At 46.3% G+C, this 15929-nt stretch carries 15 protein-coding genes; all 15 read right to left on the reverse strand.

Going from position 1 to position 15929, the window contains the following annotated elements; genetic code table 11:
* Nucleotides 1-225: 225 nt before the first annotated feature.
* Nucleotides 226-660 carry a DUF3021 family protein gene (locus NST99_RS29860; protein ID WP_341096556.1) on the reverse strand — a complete coding sequence of 145 codons (435 nt, stop codon included), beginning with the start codon at nucleotides 658-660 and terminating at the stop codon, nucleotides 226-228.
* An 11-nt stretch (nucleotides 661-671) separates the two neighbouring features.
* On the reverse strand, nucleotides 672-1043 hold the full coding sequence (locus NST99_RS29865) for a LytTR family DNA-binding domain-containing protein (protein ID WP_256718263.1): 372 nt from the start codon (nucleotides 1041-1043) through the stop codon (nucleotides 672-674).
* 652 nt (nucleotides 1044-1695) lie between these two features.
* Nucleotides 1696-3063: a S41 family peptidase gene (locus NST99_RS29870; protein ID WP_341096557.1), complete on the reverse strand. Its 1368-nt coding sequence runs from the start codon at nucleotides 3061-3063 to the stop codon at nucleotides 1696-1698.
* A gap of 87 nt (nucleotides 3064-3150) precedes the next feature.
* Complete coding sequence (locus tag NST99_RS29875) at nucleotides 3151-4521, reverse strand: sensor histidine kinase (protein WP_341096558.1); 1371 nt, start codon at nucleotides 4519-4521, stop codon at nucleotides 3151-3153.
* Nucleotides 4514-5197 (reverse strand): response regulator transcription factor, encoded by a 684-nt coding sequence (locus NST99_RS29880; RefSeq protein ID WP_341096559.1) that lies wholly within the window; start codon nucleotides 5195-5197, stop codon nucleotides 4514-4516. Before NST99_RS29880 ends, NST99_RS29875 begins: the two co-directional genes overlap by 8 nt.
* A gap of 1388 nt (nucleotides 5198-6585) precedes the next feature.
* Complete coding sequence (locus NST99_RS29885; protein ID WP_341096561.1) at nucleotides 6586-7992, reverse strand: extracellular solute-binding protein; 1407 nt, start codon at nucleotides 7990-7992, stop codon at nucleotides 6586-6588.
* A 94-nt stretch (nucleotides 7993-8086) separates the two neighbouring features.
* Nucleotides 8087-8932: a carbohydrate ABC transporter permease gene (locus tag NST99_RS29890; RefSeq protein ID WP_341096563.1), complete on the reverse strand. Its 846-nt coding sequence runs from the start codon at nucleotides 8930-8932 to the stop codon at nucleotides 8087-8089.
* 16 nt (nucleotides 8933-8948) lie between these two features.
* On the reverse strand, nucleotides 8949-9878 hold the full coding sequence (locus tag NST99_RS29895; protein ID WP_341096565.1) for a carbohydrate ABC transporter permease: 930 nt from the start codon (nucleotides 9876-9878) through the stop codon (nucleotides 8949-8951).
* A 59-nt stretch (nucleotides 9879-9937) separates the two neighbouring features.
* Nucleotides 9938-11326: an MATE family efflux transporter gene (locus tag NST99_RS29900; protein ID WP_341096567.1), complete on the reverse strand. Its 1389-nt coding sequence runs from the start codon at nucleotides 11324-11326 to the stop codon at nucleotides 9938-9940.
* Nucleotides 11323-12024 carry a glycerophosphodiester phosphodiesterase gene (locus NST99_RS29905; protein WP_341096569.1) on the reverse strand — a complete coding sequence of 234 codons (702 nt, stop codon included), beginning with the start codon at nucleotides 12022-12024 and terminating at the stop codon, nucleotides 11323-11325. The genes NST99_RS29900 and NST99_RS29905 overlap by 4 nt, the downstream gene beginning before the upstream one ends.
* 19 nt (nucleotides 12025-12043) lie before the next feature.
* The gene (locus NST99_RS29910) at nucleotides 12044-13057 is read right to left on the reverse strand and encodes a CehA/McbA family metallohydrolase (protein WP_341096570.1); all 1014 of its coding nucleotides are present in this window, start codon (nucleotides 13055-13057) and stop codon (nucleotides 12044-12046) included.
* Nucleotides 13054-13557 (reverse strand): hypothetical protein, encoded by a 504-nt coding sequence (locus tag NST99_RS29915; protein ID WP_341096571.1) that lies wholly within the window; start codon nucleotides 13555-13557, stop codon nucleotides 13054-13056. The genes NST99_RS29910 and NST99_RS29915 overlap by 4 nt, the downstream gene beginning before the upstream one ends.
* Nucleotides 13558-13728: 171 nt before the next feature.
* Nucleotides 13729-14736, reverse strand: coding sequence for a LacI family DNA-binding transcriptional regulator (locus NST99_RS29920; RefSeq protein ID WP_341096573.1), 1008 nt, complete (start codon nucleotides 14734-14736; stop codon nucleotides 13729-13731).
* Nucleotides 14737-15312: 576 nt separating this feature from the next.
* Nucleotides 15313-15534, reverse strand: a complete 222-nt coding sequence (locus NST99_RS29925; protein ID WP_341097792.1) for an abortive infection family protein — start codon at nucleotides 15532-15534, stop codon at nucleotides 15313-15315.
* Entirely contained in the window at nucleotides 15531-15872 is a 342-nt protein-coding gene (locus NST99_RS29930; RefSeq protein ID WP_341096576.1) for a hypothetical protein, read from the reverse strand. Before NST99_RS29930 ends, NST99_RS29925 begins: the two co-directional genes overlap by 4 nt.
* Between the last annotated feature and the right edge of the window lie 57 nt (nucleotides 15873-15929).

Below are 15929 nucleotides of genomic sequence, written 5' to 3' on the forward strand. Positions count from 1 at the left end.
GTTCTACCCCCACTTAATAGTAAATGAAAATCAATTTCATAAATCCCGAATAGGATTTTCAACTCTAGATATTCTAATGAACTCATCATAAAAAACTGCGAAAAGGGTGTATATAGAAAAACGATAAGCTGTATCCACGAACCAATAAGATGCAAAAAAGCAGTAAGCATAGAGCTTACCGCCTTCTTTTAAAGAGCCTTAAATGCTGCTTTATGATTGTATAGACTACTCGTAAGTTCCTTTCTTAACTGCCTTTAGTCTTTCGTTGATCCTGTTTGCTTCCTTTTTATCATTCTCATAGGACAATAGACGAACTATGGCATAAACCACTGCAATTTCGATTGCAAGAGTGAGTGCGCCGGATACACTACTTACAGCACCAATTAAGCTGCCAAGAGAAATCAAAAGGAACTCTAAGGTGAAGAAATGGACGACAATTCGGACACGCATTCTCTTCTCACTTATCCCATGAGGAGCATACAAAATAATTCCCGTTAATGCACTCAAAAATGAAAAGGCCATAAGGATATATATCGACTTCAGATCAAAGGCTATATCGGGAGCAAAAATTTGCCGTAAAATTGTAATTATAATGACTACGGATGCGAAGATCATCAAGAACTCCCTAATGGTCTCTTTTACAAATTCAGAAAACCTCATGTCGATCCCCCTTATAATCCAAGTCTGTTTTTGAGCACAGGTACATACTGTCTTGAGATAACTACACGTTCCCCATTATCAAGCAATGCTACGAACCGGCCGCTTATAGACGGATGAATACTTGCAATCCTGGCAATATTCAAAATCGTAGATTTGGATGCACGAAAACAGTTCTTTTCACTGCATAATTCCTCTAGCTCATACAGCTTTTGTTTGACTTCATACACCTTGTTCTTGCTGTACACAAACACCTTTCCGTCAACGGCCTCGAAATAATAGATATCACTGAGATTAATACGGCTCACACTGTCATCCTGATATCCCAGTATAACGAGAGCTTCTGTTGTCAGCTTATTTACAATCTCGTTTATTTCGTCATCCACTTCATGACACCTGATGCGGATCTCCTCTTCTTGATCTCTGCTGATTTCTTCGATGGAAATTTTAATAGGATCACCCTCGGGATTTCAAATTATTATCTCGAACATAGCGATGAAGATTTAGCCGAATTTTTATATGACGCCATAATACATCATATCGATCAATGGAAGGAGTAATTATGAAACCACTCCCGATCGGGCAAAGGAACAGGGCTGTACAAAATTAGCTTGTGACCGCATAAACAAACAAGCTCAGTTTAATGCAACCCCTCTTTATAATTTAGTGATCTTTCATTGATTAAGAACAAATTGGATGATATATCCACTGCAATTAGTATATCTTCGGATTATTCGTAATGTAAATGTATATTAGAATTATAGCTGCCTCTTAGCTAAATCCTTCTCAGTCTACAACAAATCAGCGTTTTCTGAGGCACATTTCCAAAGTCCCTCCACCAGGTTCAATTCGGACTATACGGGGGTAAGAAACCAATACAAGGCGCGCTTTGTGATCCTCTAGAAAGGGCCCAGGTAATTTCGCATGATGACCGGTGATTTTGCGGAATGAACGCCCAAAAACCCCCGGCATTTACATTTGCCAGGGGCTTGTATTTTATCCCATTGGAGGAGTCCCGATGAGTGAAAGGGATATCCCTTATAGCTTCTTTTTAAGCAATTCCAAAGCTCGGTTCATCACCGGGTCCTTGCCGGCATCAATATCGGCTTGCTTGATCATGATCTTTTCGTCCGGCGGCAGGCCGCGCTGCTCGTAATTAGTGCCGTCAGGCGATGTATAGCGTTCGTTGCTCAGGGAGAATAACTGTTTGTTCGGCAACAGTCTAAGCAGCATGTCCGAAAAGTATCCGCACGTCTTTTCCCCGATAACCGTTACTTTGTCCAATGCTTTTAAGGCCATCGTCCCTGTCTCGCCGGCGCTTACCGTTAGCGGACTGGTCAGCACCACAATATTGTCAGCTGAAAACTGCTTTGCTCCCGGTTCGATATATACCTGCGTAGGCTTGGAGAATTGCTCGTATCCGCCTGTTCGGGCCTGTTTGGCATACGCCAGCTTGCGTTTCTCGGCAAACAAGCCGGCTATTTTTAACCCGAAGAAGTCCTCGCCCCCCTCATTAAAGCGCATATCGATCATAAAGTTGCGGCAGTTCGCCAGATCCTGCACCATTTCCGCCAGCGCTTGGTCAACTTTCTGCGGATCGGACTCGTCAAAACCAATCAGCTTGATGTAAGCGTCGCCGCTTTTCGTTTGGCCATAAACAATGCGCCCGTCGAGCTTGCTCTTTACCGCCCCTTTTATATATCCGTCTTCGACGTTTCGTTGCATCGACTTCGAATTGGCTTCGAAAAATTCCTCTCGCTCAACTTTGGACTTGGAGAAGATCATACCCTTTTTACCGAATATGACGCTGTGTCCGTCGTTCAGCTTTTGAAACATTTGCGTCAAAATGTCCTCCAGTTCCTTCTCGGAGGTAGCGGCGCCAACTTTGGGCCGATACTCTTTGTACACCTCTTTCCAATTCACTTTGACGAGCGGAAAGAAACTGAAATTCTCTTCAAAGGATTGCCAGAATACTTCAAAATTTTGTACGGGATCATTGCTGAATCCGTTATACTTCACCTTGGGAAGATTATCGATCCGTGTGAGATGCTGCACGTACCCCAAGCCATCGGTCAAGCTGCCGTTAACGAAGCGGCCCATCGGAAATCGTGGGGCATTAAATTGCTCCAGGGATTTGGTGTTGTCGTAAATTTCATTAATATAAATGTCGCCGTTGTTATCGATATTCCCTTTCCCGAACGGTACCAAGCTGTCCTTGGTGTAGCTGTAGACCTTAACGGATTGGCCTTCTATTTCGATTATATGGCCATACCCTTTCGATTGCCAAAGCTGGCGTTCGGCGGCTGCGGTTGCGGGGGGCGGCTGCTTCCGGTTCTCCTTCGCCTGGACATAGGTTCCCGACATGCTGAATGTCAGGAGGGTCAAGATGGCAATCAATACTTTCATTTTTGGTCCTCCTTCTGATCAAAATATATAAAATTGGCTTTCGAGGATAGTATAAAGCCCGAATTTGTCCTCAGTTTGAACGGAGGATTACAATTCGGGCTTTGTATCTTCGAGGGGAAGTGTGATCGAGAAGGAGGTTCCGCCCCCCAATCTGCTGGACACTTCAATTTTTCCATGATGAAGATCGACAATTCGCTTGACGATGGAAAGACCGATTCCGTTGCCGCTAACATTGCGGTTTCTCGCTTTATCCACTTTGTAGAACGGTTTGAAAATTTGGCTGATTTCCTCCTCAGGTATGCCGATTCCATTGTCCGTCATTCGGACGACTGCGCTTTCGCCTTTCTTGAAGGACTCCACCATTATCTTTCCATGATCGGCGGTAAATTTGATGCAATTGCCAAGCAAGTTGTTCCACACCTGATTCATCTTGTCTTCATCCGCCACAATGGTTATCGGTTCCAGCATTAGCTGCATATCCAGATTGCGGGCAGACCATTGCGGTTCCAGGCGAATGACAGCTTTACGCAGTTGCTCGTCGAGACAAAACTTTTGCGGGGCGGGCTTTGCATGCTCGTGCTCCAGGCTGGTCAATTCCAGCAGATCGTCGCACAGCCGGGACAGCCTGTCGCTCTCCTCGTCGATAATATTCAACATCCGCATACGGGTTTTCTCGTCCATGGACTTGATCTTCAGCACACGGGTATATCCTTTGATCGACGTTAGAGGAGATTGGATTTCGTGGGATACATCGGAAACAAACCGCCGACGGAGCATATCCAGCCTTCCCAATTCAGCCGCCATCGCGTTAAAGCTTAGGGTAAGCTGTCCAATTTCGTCACGACGTTTGGTAGACAGGCCAACGTTAAAATCACCCCTGGCCATTCTTTGCGTTGCATGCGTCAGCTTCCGAAGGGGCCTGACCATATACCGCGCAGCGATCAACACCAGAATACTTCCCAAACCGAGAGTAAACAGCTGCTGATACCGGATCAAGGAATCGATTTCGTCGAGGACAAAACTGGTCTGAGTCGTAACCAACAAGACGTGCGGCGAACCGTTCAGCGCAAAAGGCAGGCCAACCGTAATCTCGTCATCATCGCTGGACCCGTTGTGATAAATTTTGTTTTGCTTAAGCACTTGCTGCAGATAAGTTTGATCCTTCTGCCGGTCTGGAGCAGCGCTCCCCGGGTTCAGCAGCGTTCCAGCGCTGTCATAAAATCGTATCTTATAAAAGGGCATAGAATTGCTTACTTCCACGAAAGCCTTCGCATCCTTCGGAGCCAATTTCTTATATAATTGAATGATCATTTGGGCATTGCCAATCATCTTCTCTTCCACTGTCGCTTCGATATGGCCTTTGTAGAAATAGCTTTGAACGAATAAAACCGAGAGCAGGCTGACTATGACGACTCCCAGAAACGTGAACACGACGCGGGCATAGAGCGAGTTAATCATGATACGCCTCCAGACGGTAGCCCATGCCGCGCATCGTTACGATGCGGAAATCTTCGGCATACTGCTCAAACTTGTCGCGCAGACGTTTGACATGCGTGTCCACGGTGCGTTCATCCCCGTTGTACGCGTAACCCCAGATGTCGCGGATCAGCATGTCGCGCGTAAAAATTTGCCCGGGATAACTGGCCAGTTTGTAAAGCAGCTCAAATTCTTTTAAAGGAAGAGCCCATTCTTCGCCCGTATCGGAAAAGTGAACCTGGTAGCTCGTTTTATCGAGAATGACTCGACCGAGCTTCACGATATGGGAGGTAGCGATCCGATACCTTTTAAGCAGTGCCTTGACCCGCATAACCATCTCCATCGGATCAAAAGGTTTGGTCAAATAATCGTCCGTCCCCAATCGAAAGCCTTTGACTTTGTCCAGCGACTCCTTTTTGGCCGTGACCATCAGCATCGGCTTGTCCCCGGCCTCCCGCAGCTTTCTGCACAGCTCCCAACCGTCCATGCCGGGCATCATAATATCCAAAATGATTAAATCGACGGAATGATGCAAGTAATAATCCCAGGCTTCGAGACCATCCGTTTTCTCTACGACGTCCATACCTTCGTCTCTTAATAACAGCCCTGCCAGTTCGCGGACAAGGGCGTCGTCATCCACTACCATAATCGTCGGCAATATTCATTCACCTCTATTCGAAGCCCGCTCCGTGAGGAATGACCCTGCGCAAGCTGAAGCTTTTCTTGCCAAATTCGCTTTAACGTTTCACCGAACTTTTTATCATTAAAGAAAGGTTTCCGTTGAACGGAGCCCTACCGTCATAATGACAAGCCCCCTCCATATTATCTTACACGGAACAGGGGGGCCGTTGCAAAACGATTCAATACTCCGTAATCGCGCCATGATATCTGAGAGGAAGCAAAAAGAAGGCTGCGAAGCATCCAACTTTTTTATCACCAAACAATAATAATTGTTCAACAATTTGCTCTTAGTCTCCATTAAAAAAATAAAGCTGTCCTGAGATTTCAGGACGGCTTATGATGTCTGGGTTGTTGTGCCAACTTTTATTATCAGACAACTTCATAACCTTAATGTCTGTTTCATAACTATGTTGTTTCTATACCCCAGACAAGTGTATGGAGAAAATAAAGTATTAGACCGGAGTATAATAAACTATTTGACACACTCCCCCTAATATTCGCTTTTTAAGTAAGAATCTTTGGAGTTATATTAGGGAGTTGTATTAACAAAGTGGCCGTCTTAGAAATGAAGTGACGGGAGGAATTCTCCCGCCAAATCATTGCATTAATCAGGCAATATCTAAGGTGCATAAATTTCTCTAAGGCAAATAACAAGGCCCATGAATTCCGTTAGGGCAATAGGCTGGAGGAGGAGGAGGATTGCCACCAGGAAGGTCTTTGCCACCTCCTCTACCATCGGCTAGAGCAGTACTAGATACTGATGCACACATAACGAATGCAAAAACGATAGCTAGAAATTTTTTCTTCATTTTCTCACCTCCTAAATAGAATAAAACAATATAATATTCTTTAGTGGGAATATTATACAAATAGGTTACTATACTAATTTTGATTTTACAATATTTTGAAAGTTAAGCCGTGTTTTTCTCTATTAAGAAGAATCAACTCGCCTATTTCTCTATAGCAGCGGACTTTCATAATTATCGTCCTCTTCTTATGCAATTCAAATATATCCGGTGTCTTCGACAAACGAATGTCTAATCATGTTCTTGTCCATTTTCGGCATAAAACAGAAAAACCGCGCTGGGCGCGGGTTCTTATGGGACTACGTTCTTGTCCTGCGACGATCGTTTGGAAAATCATAGAATAATGCGCTTGGAACAACGGTCCATTTGCGAAGTGCCCACCTAAGCACACACATCAATCCGTGTAAAAAATAGAGCTGTCCCAAGCAGCCCATTCATGCTTTATGGACAACTCCCTATCGAATTAGGTATCGCCTTATGCCGGCACATTTTCCGTATGAATACATTAGTCAGTTACATTTTGCCAGGGCAAGACTTCTCTATAGTCTACATCATAGCATTACTGCTGATCGGCCAACCATTTAGTGCCTTCCTCCTGAGCCTTCTTCATTCCTTCGGCCGCACCTAGTTCACCTAACAGAACACGTTCTACATTCTCTGACAGAATATAGCGCGGTTGACCGGAGCGGTATGGATAACGTGGTGTCCACAGCTGGCCCATTTGCTTCAGAATAATGTCCATTTGTCCAATCTCCTGAACAGAAGGCCATTTCTCAGCTGCCTTGATGACTGGCATACTCTGCGAACGCTGTTCATCCCACATATATTGCTGGAAGAACTCGCTGCCGCTGAATTTCAACCATTCCCAAGCCAGGTCTTTTTTGCTGCTGGATGCTCCAATTGCGAACGGGCTTCCGGCGAACATGCCGCCCATACCTGTATCCTGATTTTTGAACAGCAAGGCCGCCTCGTAGCGGTCTTCAAGCCCAAAGTTGGCCAGACCATTGATAAATCCCGGACTTTCACGCAGGTTGATCGCAATGTTGTTATTTTCCGTCAGGAAGTTTTCAGAGCCTTGTCCGGCCATTACGCCCTCCGGTGCATACTTAATCGCTTCTTTCAACCAATCGATTGATTTCACCATGGTCTCGCTTTCGAAGTTCAGCTTCATATCCTTCCACAAGAATCCTGTGCCCCATTGTCCACCCAGCGATTCATTAATATTCATTACAGTATCGGCAGCATCGGCGCCCTTGAAGGTCAGACCATAGTTCTGTTCGCCCGTTTTGGGGTTCTTGCCTGTCATCTTGGAGGCTTTCTCCATGACCTCCTCGATAGTCGGAGACTCGGACAAATATTCCACCCCCCATTCATCGAACAACTGCCGGTCATATACAATTACCCGCGCATCGCCGATAAAAGGCAAGCCATAAATCTGTAGCTCCTGATCATCCGGTCCCATGGCCTTCCAGCCATCCACCTGTCCATTCAGATAACTCCCCAGATCATAGCTGTCTTTATCAATGTAGGACTGCAACGGCTCCAGCAGACCTTGTTCGGCAAAAGCGGCAATCCCAGGCACTTGATATACATCGGCTGCTCCTGATTGAAGCATAGTTTGAGTCTTCTCGTTGTAGTTATCCCAGCCCATAAGTACAAACTCGACAGCTGCGTTAGGATACTGCTTCTCGAACTCCTCTTTCAGCACCTTTACACCCTTGGAGGTTTTGCCTGAGATTGCATCGGTCTTGTCCTCCAGCGAGAAATCGCCCACAAGTTGTACTTTCAGTGTTCCTGTCAGAGCTTCATTCGCCGCCACTGCACTTTTGGTGCCTTCAGTTTCTGCCGGCTCATTATTGGCCTTCACTGCCCCGTTCGAATTACCGTTTGTCCCACATGCACTTAGAATCATAGTAGACGCCAGCAGCAGCGTTCCTGTCAACTTCAGGGTCGATTTACTAAACATTGTTAGCTCCCCTAACTCCATTATATTTTTTATAAATTGCCACTTGCCTGCTTACCAGTCCTGTCGCTTGAAGTGACCTCGCATTCTCCAGTTATCACTCTCCCTTCAAGCCGCTAAGGGCAATACTGCGAATAATGTATTTTTGTAAAAAGAGAAACACAAGCAGGATCGGCAGAATACTCATTGCCGCTGTAGCCATCGTAACCCCCACCAACCGGTTGCCATTCTCTGAAGAGAAGCTGGAAAGAAATAGCGGTACCGTCTTCATATCCTGATCGTTGATGACAACGAGCGGCCACAGGAAGGAATTCCAGCTGTCCTGGAAGGCCAGAATCGCCAGTGTTGCTGTAATCGGTCCGGTCAGGGGAGCGAAAATACGGATAAAGATTGTGAACTCATTGGCCCCATCAATCTTGGCTGATTCACGTAACCCTTCAGGGAGACGGTCAAAATACTGCTTCACCAACACAATACCTAGCGCATTAATGATCGCCGGAAATATCAGGGGATATTTGGTATTAATCATACCGAGATCATTGAACATACTGAACATCGGAATCAGTCTGGCCTCGAACGGAATCATCATGGTGGCCAGGACTGCGAAGAATAGGAATTTCTTGCCTCTGAATTCCCCCCTGGAGAAGGCGTAGCCGGCCAGCAGGGCAGAAGACACACTGAGAATGACACTGAACAATGAAATGATAGCTGAATTGGCATAGGTCTTGAACAGAACCCCATTCTCGAATACCAGTTTATAGTTGAATATGGAGAACTGTTCAGGAATGATCCGCGGTGGAAACGGAACGGCTATGTTGCTGCTTCTTTCCAAGCTGACGCTTAACATCCAGAGAAAGGGATACAACATCAGCACACCCATACCAAGCAGGAGCAGGAACAGCAATCCGCCCGACAGTTTCCCTTTTCCTGTTACGCTCAACATGTTACGAGTCTCCTCCTTATATTTTCATCTTCGTGACCTTGGTATTGATATAAGTGAAAGCAAGTATAAAGAGGAATAGAATATATGACGCCGCAGAGGCCAGACCATATTCATGCCCACCGAACCCTCTTTCGAATATAAACCCTACAACAGTATGCAAGGACCGCGCCGGACTTCCCTGCAAGCCACCGAGCATATAAGCGTCGGAGAACCGCTGCAAGCCGCCGATCCAGCCAATGATAAACAGGACAGTCAGACTTCCAAGCATATTTGGCAGGGTGATGTACAGCCACTGTTTGAAACGTGAAGCCCCATCTATAGAAGCCGCTTCATAGTAGTCGCTTGATATCGCCTGCAAATTGGCCAGATTAATAATGATGACGAAGCCCAGCCAATGCCAAACAGAGAGAATGATCGCCCCCCACTTGGCAGAGAGGGGTTGTGACAGCCAGACTACCTTCTCGAAACCGAGCAATTGCAGCACATAGTTGAGTGGCCCATCGGGATGTAGAAGCGCCAGAAAGACAGTGGCAGCTGCAACAATAGAAGTGACATTGGGCAGATAGAACAGCACCTTGAAGAAGTTTGAGCCACGACGTAAATTGTTGATTAGACAAGCAATGATGAAACCTAGTGGAATGGCAATCAGAAGCTGGAAGACGGTAATGTAGAGCGTGTTGTACACCGAATACCAGAAGGTGCCTGATTCCAGCACACTCACGTAATTCTCCAGTCCAACGAACCGCTCATCAGCCCCCTTGGTGAAGCTGAGCCGCAGCGACTCAGCCAGCGGGTAGATCATGAACACCGAAATGCCAAGCAAGGTGGGCAGAAGAAACAGATACCAGGCAAACGGAGGCTGCCTCCGGATCATTTTGTTGCGTTTATGCAGCATACGTTGGTTTAAGACGCCCAGCGGTGTAGCCTTTGACATGTGGTCGGACAAGGGGACTATCCCTCCCTACTATTCATTTTGGAGAATAAAAATATTGTGTAAAGTTAACGTTAGACAGCTCCGGAATCGGGCTGCAATTCTGTGCTTCTGTATTTGGTATCGATAGCAGACAAGCGAATTTGCCGCCACTTCTCTGATTTCCAGCGTCGGAGCATGAAGTAGGCTCTAATCCATTCATCTATAATAAAAGCCAGCCAAATGCCGTATATCCCGTAACCCCATACGATACCGAACAGATAAGCCGCAGGGACGCTTACTCCCCACATCAGAATAAGTCCCATAATGACAGGATATTTCACTTCACCGCTGGCATTCAGCGAAGCAATCATAATAACATTGCAGGCACGGGCAGCTTCCAGCAGGACGGACAGCAGGATCAGGTTGGCAGACATGATAATGACATTGCTGTCCTCCGTAAACAAACCCATCAGTGGCTTGGATACCAGATACAGCAACAGGCTGACGGAGCAGCTCAGGAAGAGACCGATTTTCAGATGCCTAAGCCCGGTGGTACTCGCCTTCTCCGATTTTCCAGCTCCAATCAGATGACCAATCATAATCGAAGTCGCCTGACCGATAGAGACAGATAACAGGAAAATATATCCGGTAAGCGTTTGTGTGTATATCTTAGTGGTGATGGCTGTAGTCCCGAGAAGCGTTACCATCATCATAATGACTACCTGAGAAGCAGAATAGGAGAGATTCTCACCTGCTGAAGGAATACCCAGCTTGAAGATTTCCCGTAAATCAGCAAGTCGGAGTAAGATGCCTTTAACGCTGAACAGAGTTTGGCCCATCGCACGGATCAACAGGAACACAGCCAACGCCACACCAACCAGCTTACTTCCGAAAGTCACCCATGCTACACCTTCAACCCCATAGGAAGGCAGGCCGAACGGTTCATACAGCATTATATAATTGCCAAACGTATTGAGAGCGACCATCGCGAAGGACAGCAGAAGCATCCGCTTGACCATACCGTTCATGCGCAAGGTCATTTCCGCAGTCATAATGAAGGCCGTGGCAAAGGAGGCAAGTCCTGTCACCGATAGAAATACTGTCCCGTACTGCATCAATTCTTCAGGCAAGGAGATGGCGCGCAGGACCGGTTCAGGGAATAAGAACAGTCCTATGCTAGCTATACCACCGAGCAGCAGATTCGCTATTATTGCGGTCCGGGCGACATCGGCCGCCTCGGCCCGCTTCCCCGAGCCGTTCAATTGACTCATAATGATTCCGGCCCCTATGGTGGCGAATCCGAACAGCAGATTGATTGTAGAGAGCAATTGCGAGACCGTACCTATGGCTGCAACGGCAAGATCAGAATAATTGCTAAGCATCAAGGTATCGATTGTGAAGATAACCGTCTGCACCAGTTGGCTCAGAAACAGCGGTCCGGCCAATTCCAGCAGGGTGAGGGCGGGAGCGCTGCTCTTCATGCCCCGCCGTCCTCAGGCATAACAGCTCTCAGCGCTGCAAACTTCTTCACCTCATAGACAGTAACTGCATCTACGCCCATGTCCATATATTTAAAGAACAAGTCCTGATCATAGGGTAATGTATAGATCCAAACCTGCAACCCGTGAAGATGGGCCTGCTGAACCAAATAAGGCCGGCAGCATTCATATTGGATATTCACACCGCCGAACTTCGCTTCAGCCGCTCGATGGCACAGCTCTGCCGTTTGCTGCCGATAGCTTACTTCGTCCAACTCACTGAGTTCCTTCGGTAAATTCCACATTACATGTCTGGAATATCCGGAATTCGCTATCAGCCCTGTGGCCCCTGTGAACCATACCTGACTCCAGGTAGATGTGGCTGTTACATCAGCTATGGCCGCCAACCCCGCCTCTTCTGTTTTGAGATCCAGATTGAAGGCGACGGGCAACTGACTGAACCGTGTTAATACCCGGTTCAGCGTCTCCGGCTTTTGCCCTGTCTCCAGCAGCTGCCCATAATTCAACTGGTGGACGGAAGGCTCATCATCATGCTGGAGAACAGCCACATTATCCTTGGTTACTCTGACATCCACTTCTAGAATAGGAGCCCCCGCCTTCACTCCGGCTTCACAGGATTCAAGCGAATTGTAGCTCGTTCCCTCGCAGCCTGCATGGGCGATCAGCTTCGGATATTGCATTGCTATCCCTCCTTTGCAATTATTCTTCATCCCGCTGCCCGCTTGCGAAATAAATCGCATTGGTGCAGGCAATGGTTGTCAGGATTCCGTCGATGATGCCAAACAGCCGTACACGCAGCCATCGCAATCCTGCGGTTGTCAGCATAATAGGCAATCCGTTATACCCGAAGGCCGGTACTTTTGCCAGCTCCCCCAAATTAGAATCTACGATGATCAGGCTGCCCTCCTCCGGTCCCCAAGGACGCTCAGGCTGGTTTGAACGTGTGATCTGTACAGTCATCCCTGCAACAGGATGGTCCTCCCTGATGGCTAAGGGAACCTCGTCCCCAAGTCCATATTGGTCAGCTCCAAGAGAAAGACTGACTTCCAGAAGCGGCCCCATGCTTAGGCAGATCTGTCCCTGCCTGATTGCGTTAATGATATCAGTTAATGAATGCGGCAATGGTGCATCGGGAAGGCCAATATACGTGTAAGCCGCCAGCTTGTCCGCCGAATCGGATCTATGCCAATCCCTACCGGCTGTAGCGGATATCCTGTACCCTTCGTTCAGCAGCTCGGTCCATTGTCTGAAAGCAGGCACATTATGATTCTTCATGGAAGGGTTCGTTTCATGCCATACCTCCATATAATCAATCTGATTCCAGTCGCTTACGGTGTAATCCCAGTGGCAGCCTGTACAGATCGGACTGCCGAAGCTGTAAGGATGGGCAATGCCCACGATGCCTCCCTGCTCATGAACACGAGCGATGCCCTTATGAATATCGTAGGGACCGAGATCCCTCCATTCGCAATAAGGAGCGCCAAGGGTCAGCATATGGCCGTAAAACGTCGTCCATTCCATGCCGGGAATGATAGTAATGCCTGTCTCCCTGCTGACAGCTTCAGCATCTGCCAGTCCCGATACGGTGTTATGATCTGTAAGCGCGATGCCTGTAAGCCCAAGCTCTGCTGCTGCCCGGCACATCTCCAGTAGAGAATGTGTCCCATCACTATGGGGAGTATGGGTATGAAGCTCAAATGGAAGCCATCTCATCTGCCGGTCCCCCTCACAAATAATTCATAGCGGCAATCGGGTGTAACAACACAATGCACGCTGATCGTTATCTTCCATACTCCGGAGGGAATGTCCCCTGAGATGAACCCGGGAGAAGTCTTGCTCCCATCCGGGCAGATCATGTGCTTCTGCTCTGGAGCATGCCGGTGTGCTGAGCCGCGGAAGCCCAAGGGGCTATCCAGAGATAATGTCAACAAATTCTGCAAGGGATAGAAATTGTCCCATTGCTTCTTATGCAATGCCACCCAAGCCGGATCGGAGTATATCTCGATAGCTTCTAATATAAGCGGCTGTGATGCTTCTCTGTCTAAAAACTGTTTGGGTGCATACCTGAAATCGATCTCCAGTGAAGACAAGGGGTAATCCAAGTGGAATTGGTAAGTAATATGAGTTTTAGAACTAAGCGGAGTGAGCTTACCCTCAACCGTGATGATATCTTTATGCATGGCCTGTACCTCTTTCTCACCGTAATCACTCATATGGTATCGATACCGGAAAACTTTTCTTCACTAGCATAATCATTTCTTGTTAAAAGAACTCCTGCTTTTCAGTCGATTTATATTAAAGTTAGTCGATTGTTTTGTTCGTAATTGATATAAAAAAAAGCAGGTCCGTCAACCTAGACGGACCTGCATGTACAGTGTTTCATATTATATTCTTCGACAGCTTGCCCGCTCCATGATCCGGTGCGGCAGATAAATGTCTTTACAGTCCGGCTGCTCCCCTTCTTGAATTAAGTTGTGCAGATATTCAAGCGAAGTCCGTCCGAGCTCCCGGACAGGCTGCTGCATAGAAGTAAGCATTGGCCTGACGGCCTCTGCAATCAGACTGTCGTCAAATCCCATGACAGATATATCCTCAGGAACACTAAGTCCATAATCAAGCGCACAGTTCATGGCACCTACTGCCATATCGTCACTGGCAGCAAAAACAACAGTAGGCCGCTCTCCTTGCTCCAGAATCTCCTGCATCATTAATCGTCCGCTTTCGAGTTTATAGTTGCCAAACCTGATGAAATTAGGATTGAGCGGAATACCGGATTTGTTTAAGGCATCCAAATAACCTTGATAGCGACTACGGCCTGCCGTTACATCCTCCAGATCCCCACCCAGGAAGGCAATCTGGCGATGACCGAGGCCGATCAGATATTCGGTGGCATCCAGTGCCGCCTGATAGTCATTAATCAGCACAGAGAACCTGTCCGGCAGCGGGGAGCGGACACAAGAGAACAGGATAGGCATAGAAGCACTTTCTATAAAAGAAAGGATACGTTCGTTCACCTTTTGGTGCATGATGATGATTCCGTCTACCCGCATCTCCTGAACAGCATACAGATATTTTAATTCCTTATCCAGATTTTCTGCAATATTGCAGACGATTAGATTGTAGCCATATTCGCTGGCACTTTCCTCAATACTGCTTAATATAGTTGAGCAGAAATAATTCGTGAGATCGGGAACGATGACACCAATTGTATCGGTTTTCTGCTTTTTTAAACTGCGGGCAATCTGGCTTGGGGTGTAGTTCAATTCCTTGATCGCCTGGTTCACCTTCTCAAGAATATGTTGGCTAATATATTTCTCACTATTCAGAACTCGGGACACACTGGTGACAGAAACACCCGCTCGTTTAGCTACATCTTTTATTCTTGCGCTCATGTGTACTCACTCCTTAGCAAGGTCAATGCGGATGAATCATACAACTGCTGCTGTTTTTGTGAAATATTTGGCGGCAGCTATAGAATTTACATCATCCATTATACAGACTGTTGCGTTTCGAAGTGTAAGGCCTGTGTAATTTTCTGATACGGATGACGACTACTTGATGTTCTGTGAAAATAAAGTATTAGACTAGAGTCGTTGATTTAACAACGTATTTGAATTGAAGAATCGTCAGCTTTTGGAAAATAAGTATCCTCTCCAACCAATCCATCGTTCTCCCTTCGAGTTAAATACTATCGTAAATAAAAGTGACTTGCCGTGCATTTCTTGCACAAAATTGTCAGCATCGTTCGCATCCTCTGGAGACCGATCCAAACAAATCCGATGTATAATAACATTGAGCTTGACTGCCAGTTAGGTTAAACAAAAGCAGCCGATTTAGCAGTCTGCTCTTTACGCTTTCGTTCCCCCGTTAGTTGAGCAGCTTACCGCATTCACATTTGGCAAGGGGGACTTCAGCAGATGTCTCTCCGATACTGTTCGGCACATCTTTGACCAGCTTCCAAACTCTCCTTATATTTTGGAATCAATATATTGTAAAATACTTCTAAATAAATTCAAAACAAGTTTCGCCTCTTCTTCACCAATTATTTCTTCATTGGGATGGGTATAAGACTTGTTATTTCTTATCTCATTTAAATTCTCAAGCAGCTTGCTAATTGCATTAACGATTTGATTGATTTGTAAATGACTTTGTGAATGATCAATAAGTATACTAGGATGTTCCTGTTTCAGCTTACTCCAGTAATCTTGTTGTCGTGTATTCGCTTTTTTTGTTCAAATTCATATTGAGTCAAAATTTCTTCATTGAACCGATCTTCAAAAAACTCCAAGGTATATTTATCTATTACTCCATGTAATATCTTCGACTGAATAAATGGTTCTGCCTCGGATAATATTCTTGTAAATCTTTGCCTTGTCGTACCTTGGAATTCATTGGGATCAATGTCTACACCACAATACATAGGATAAAATTGAGCATGAGAAGCATATGTAAAGTTACCAAGATAACCACCTTCGCCACCGATGTACCCCAAAACACTGTTTACTTCCTTACCTCCTAGTCTTTCCATCAATGATTCACTCCAAGTAGTTTTTTAATTTGTTTTAGTTTTTGCCGAATCTCAGCT

It is taken from the genome of Paenibacillus sp. FSL L8-0470, from assembly GCF_038008625.1.
In the GTDB taxonomy this organism is placed as follows: domain Bacteria; phylum Bacillota; class Bacilli; order Paenibacillales; family Paenibacillaceae; genus Paenibacillus_AQ.

Coding starts and splice junctions, on each gene's coding strand:
- NST99_RS29860 (WP_341096556.1), bottom strand. CDS start 660: ATGAGGTTTTCTGAATTTGTAAAAGAGACCATTAGGGAGTTCTTGATG.
- NST99_RS29870 (WP_341096557.1), bottom strand. CDS start 3,063: ATGAAAGTATTGATTGCCATCTTGACCCTCCTGACATTCAGCATGTCG.
- NST99_RS29875 (WP_341096558.1), bottom strand. CDS start 4,521: ATGATTAACTCGCTCTATGCCCGCGTCGTGTTCACGTTTCTGGGAGTC.
- NST99_RS29885 (WP_341096561.1), bottom strand. CDS start 7,992: ATGTTTAGTAAATCGACCCTGAAGTTGACAGGAACGCTGCTGCTGGCG.
- NST99_RS29890 (WP_341096563.1), bottom strand. CDS start 8,932: ATGTTGAGCGTAACAGGAAAAGGGAAACTGTCGGGCGGATTGCTGTTC.
- NST99_RS29900 (WP_341096567.1), bottom strand. CDS start 11,326: ATGAAGAGCAGCGCTCCCGCCCTCACCCTGCTGGAATTGGCCGGACCG.
- NST99_RS29905 (WP_341096569.1), bottom strand. CDS start 12,024: ATGCAATATCCGAAGCTGATCGCCCATGCAGGCTGCGAGGGAACGAGC.
- NST99_RS29910 (WP_341096570.1), bottom strand. CDS start 13,057: ATGAGATGGCTTCCATTTGAGCTTCATACCCATACTCCCCATAGTGAT.
- NST99_RS29915 (WP_341096571.1), bottom strand. CDS start 13,557: ATGAGTGATTACGGTGAGAAAGAGGTACAGGCCATGCATAAAGATATC.
- NST99_RS29920 (WP_341096573.1), bottom strand. CDS start 14,736: ATGAGCGCAAGAATAAAAGATGTAGCTAAACGAGCGGGTGTTTCTGTC.
- NST99_RS29930 (WP_341096576.1), bottom strand. CDS start 15,872: ATGGAAAGACTAGGAGGTAAGGAAGTAAACAGTGTTTTGGGGTACATC.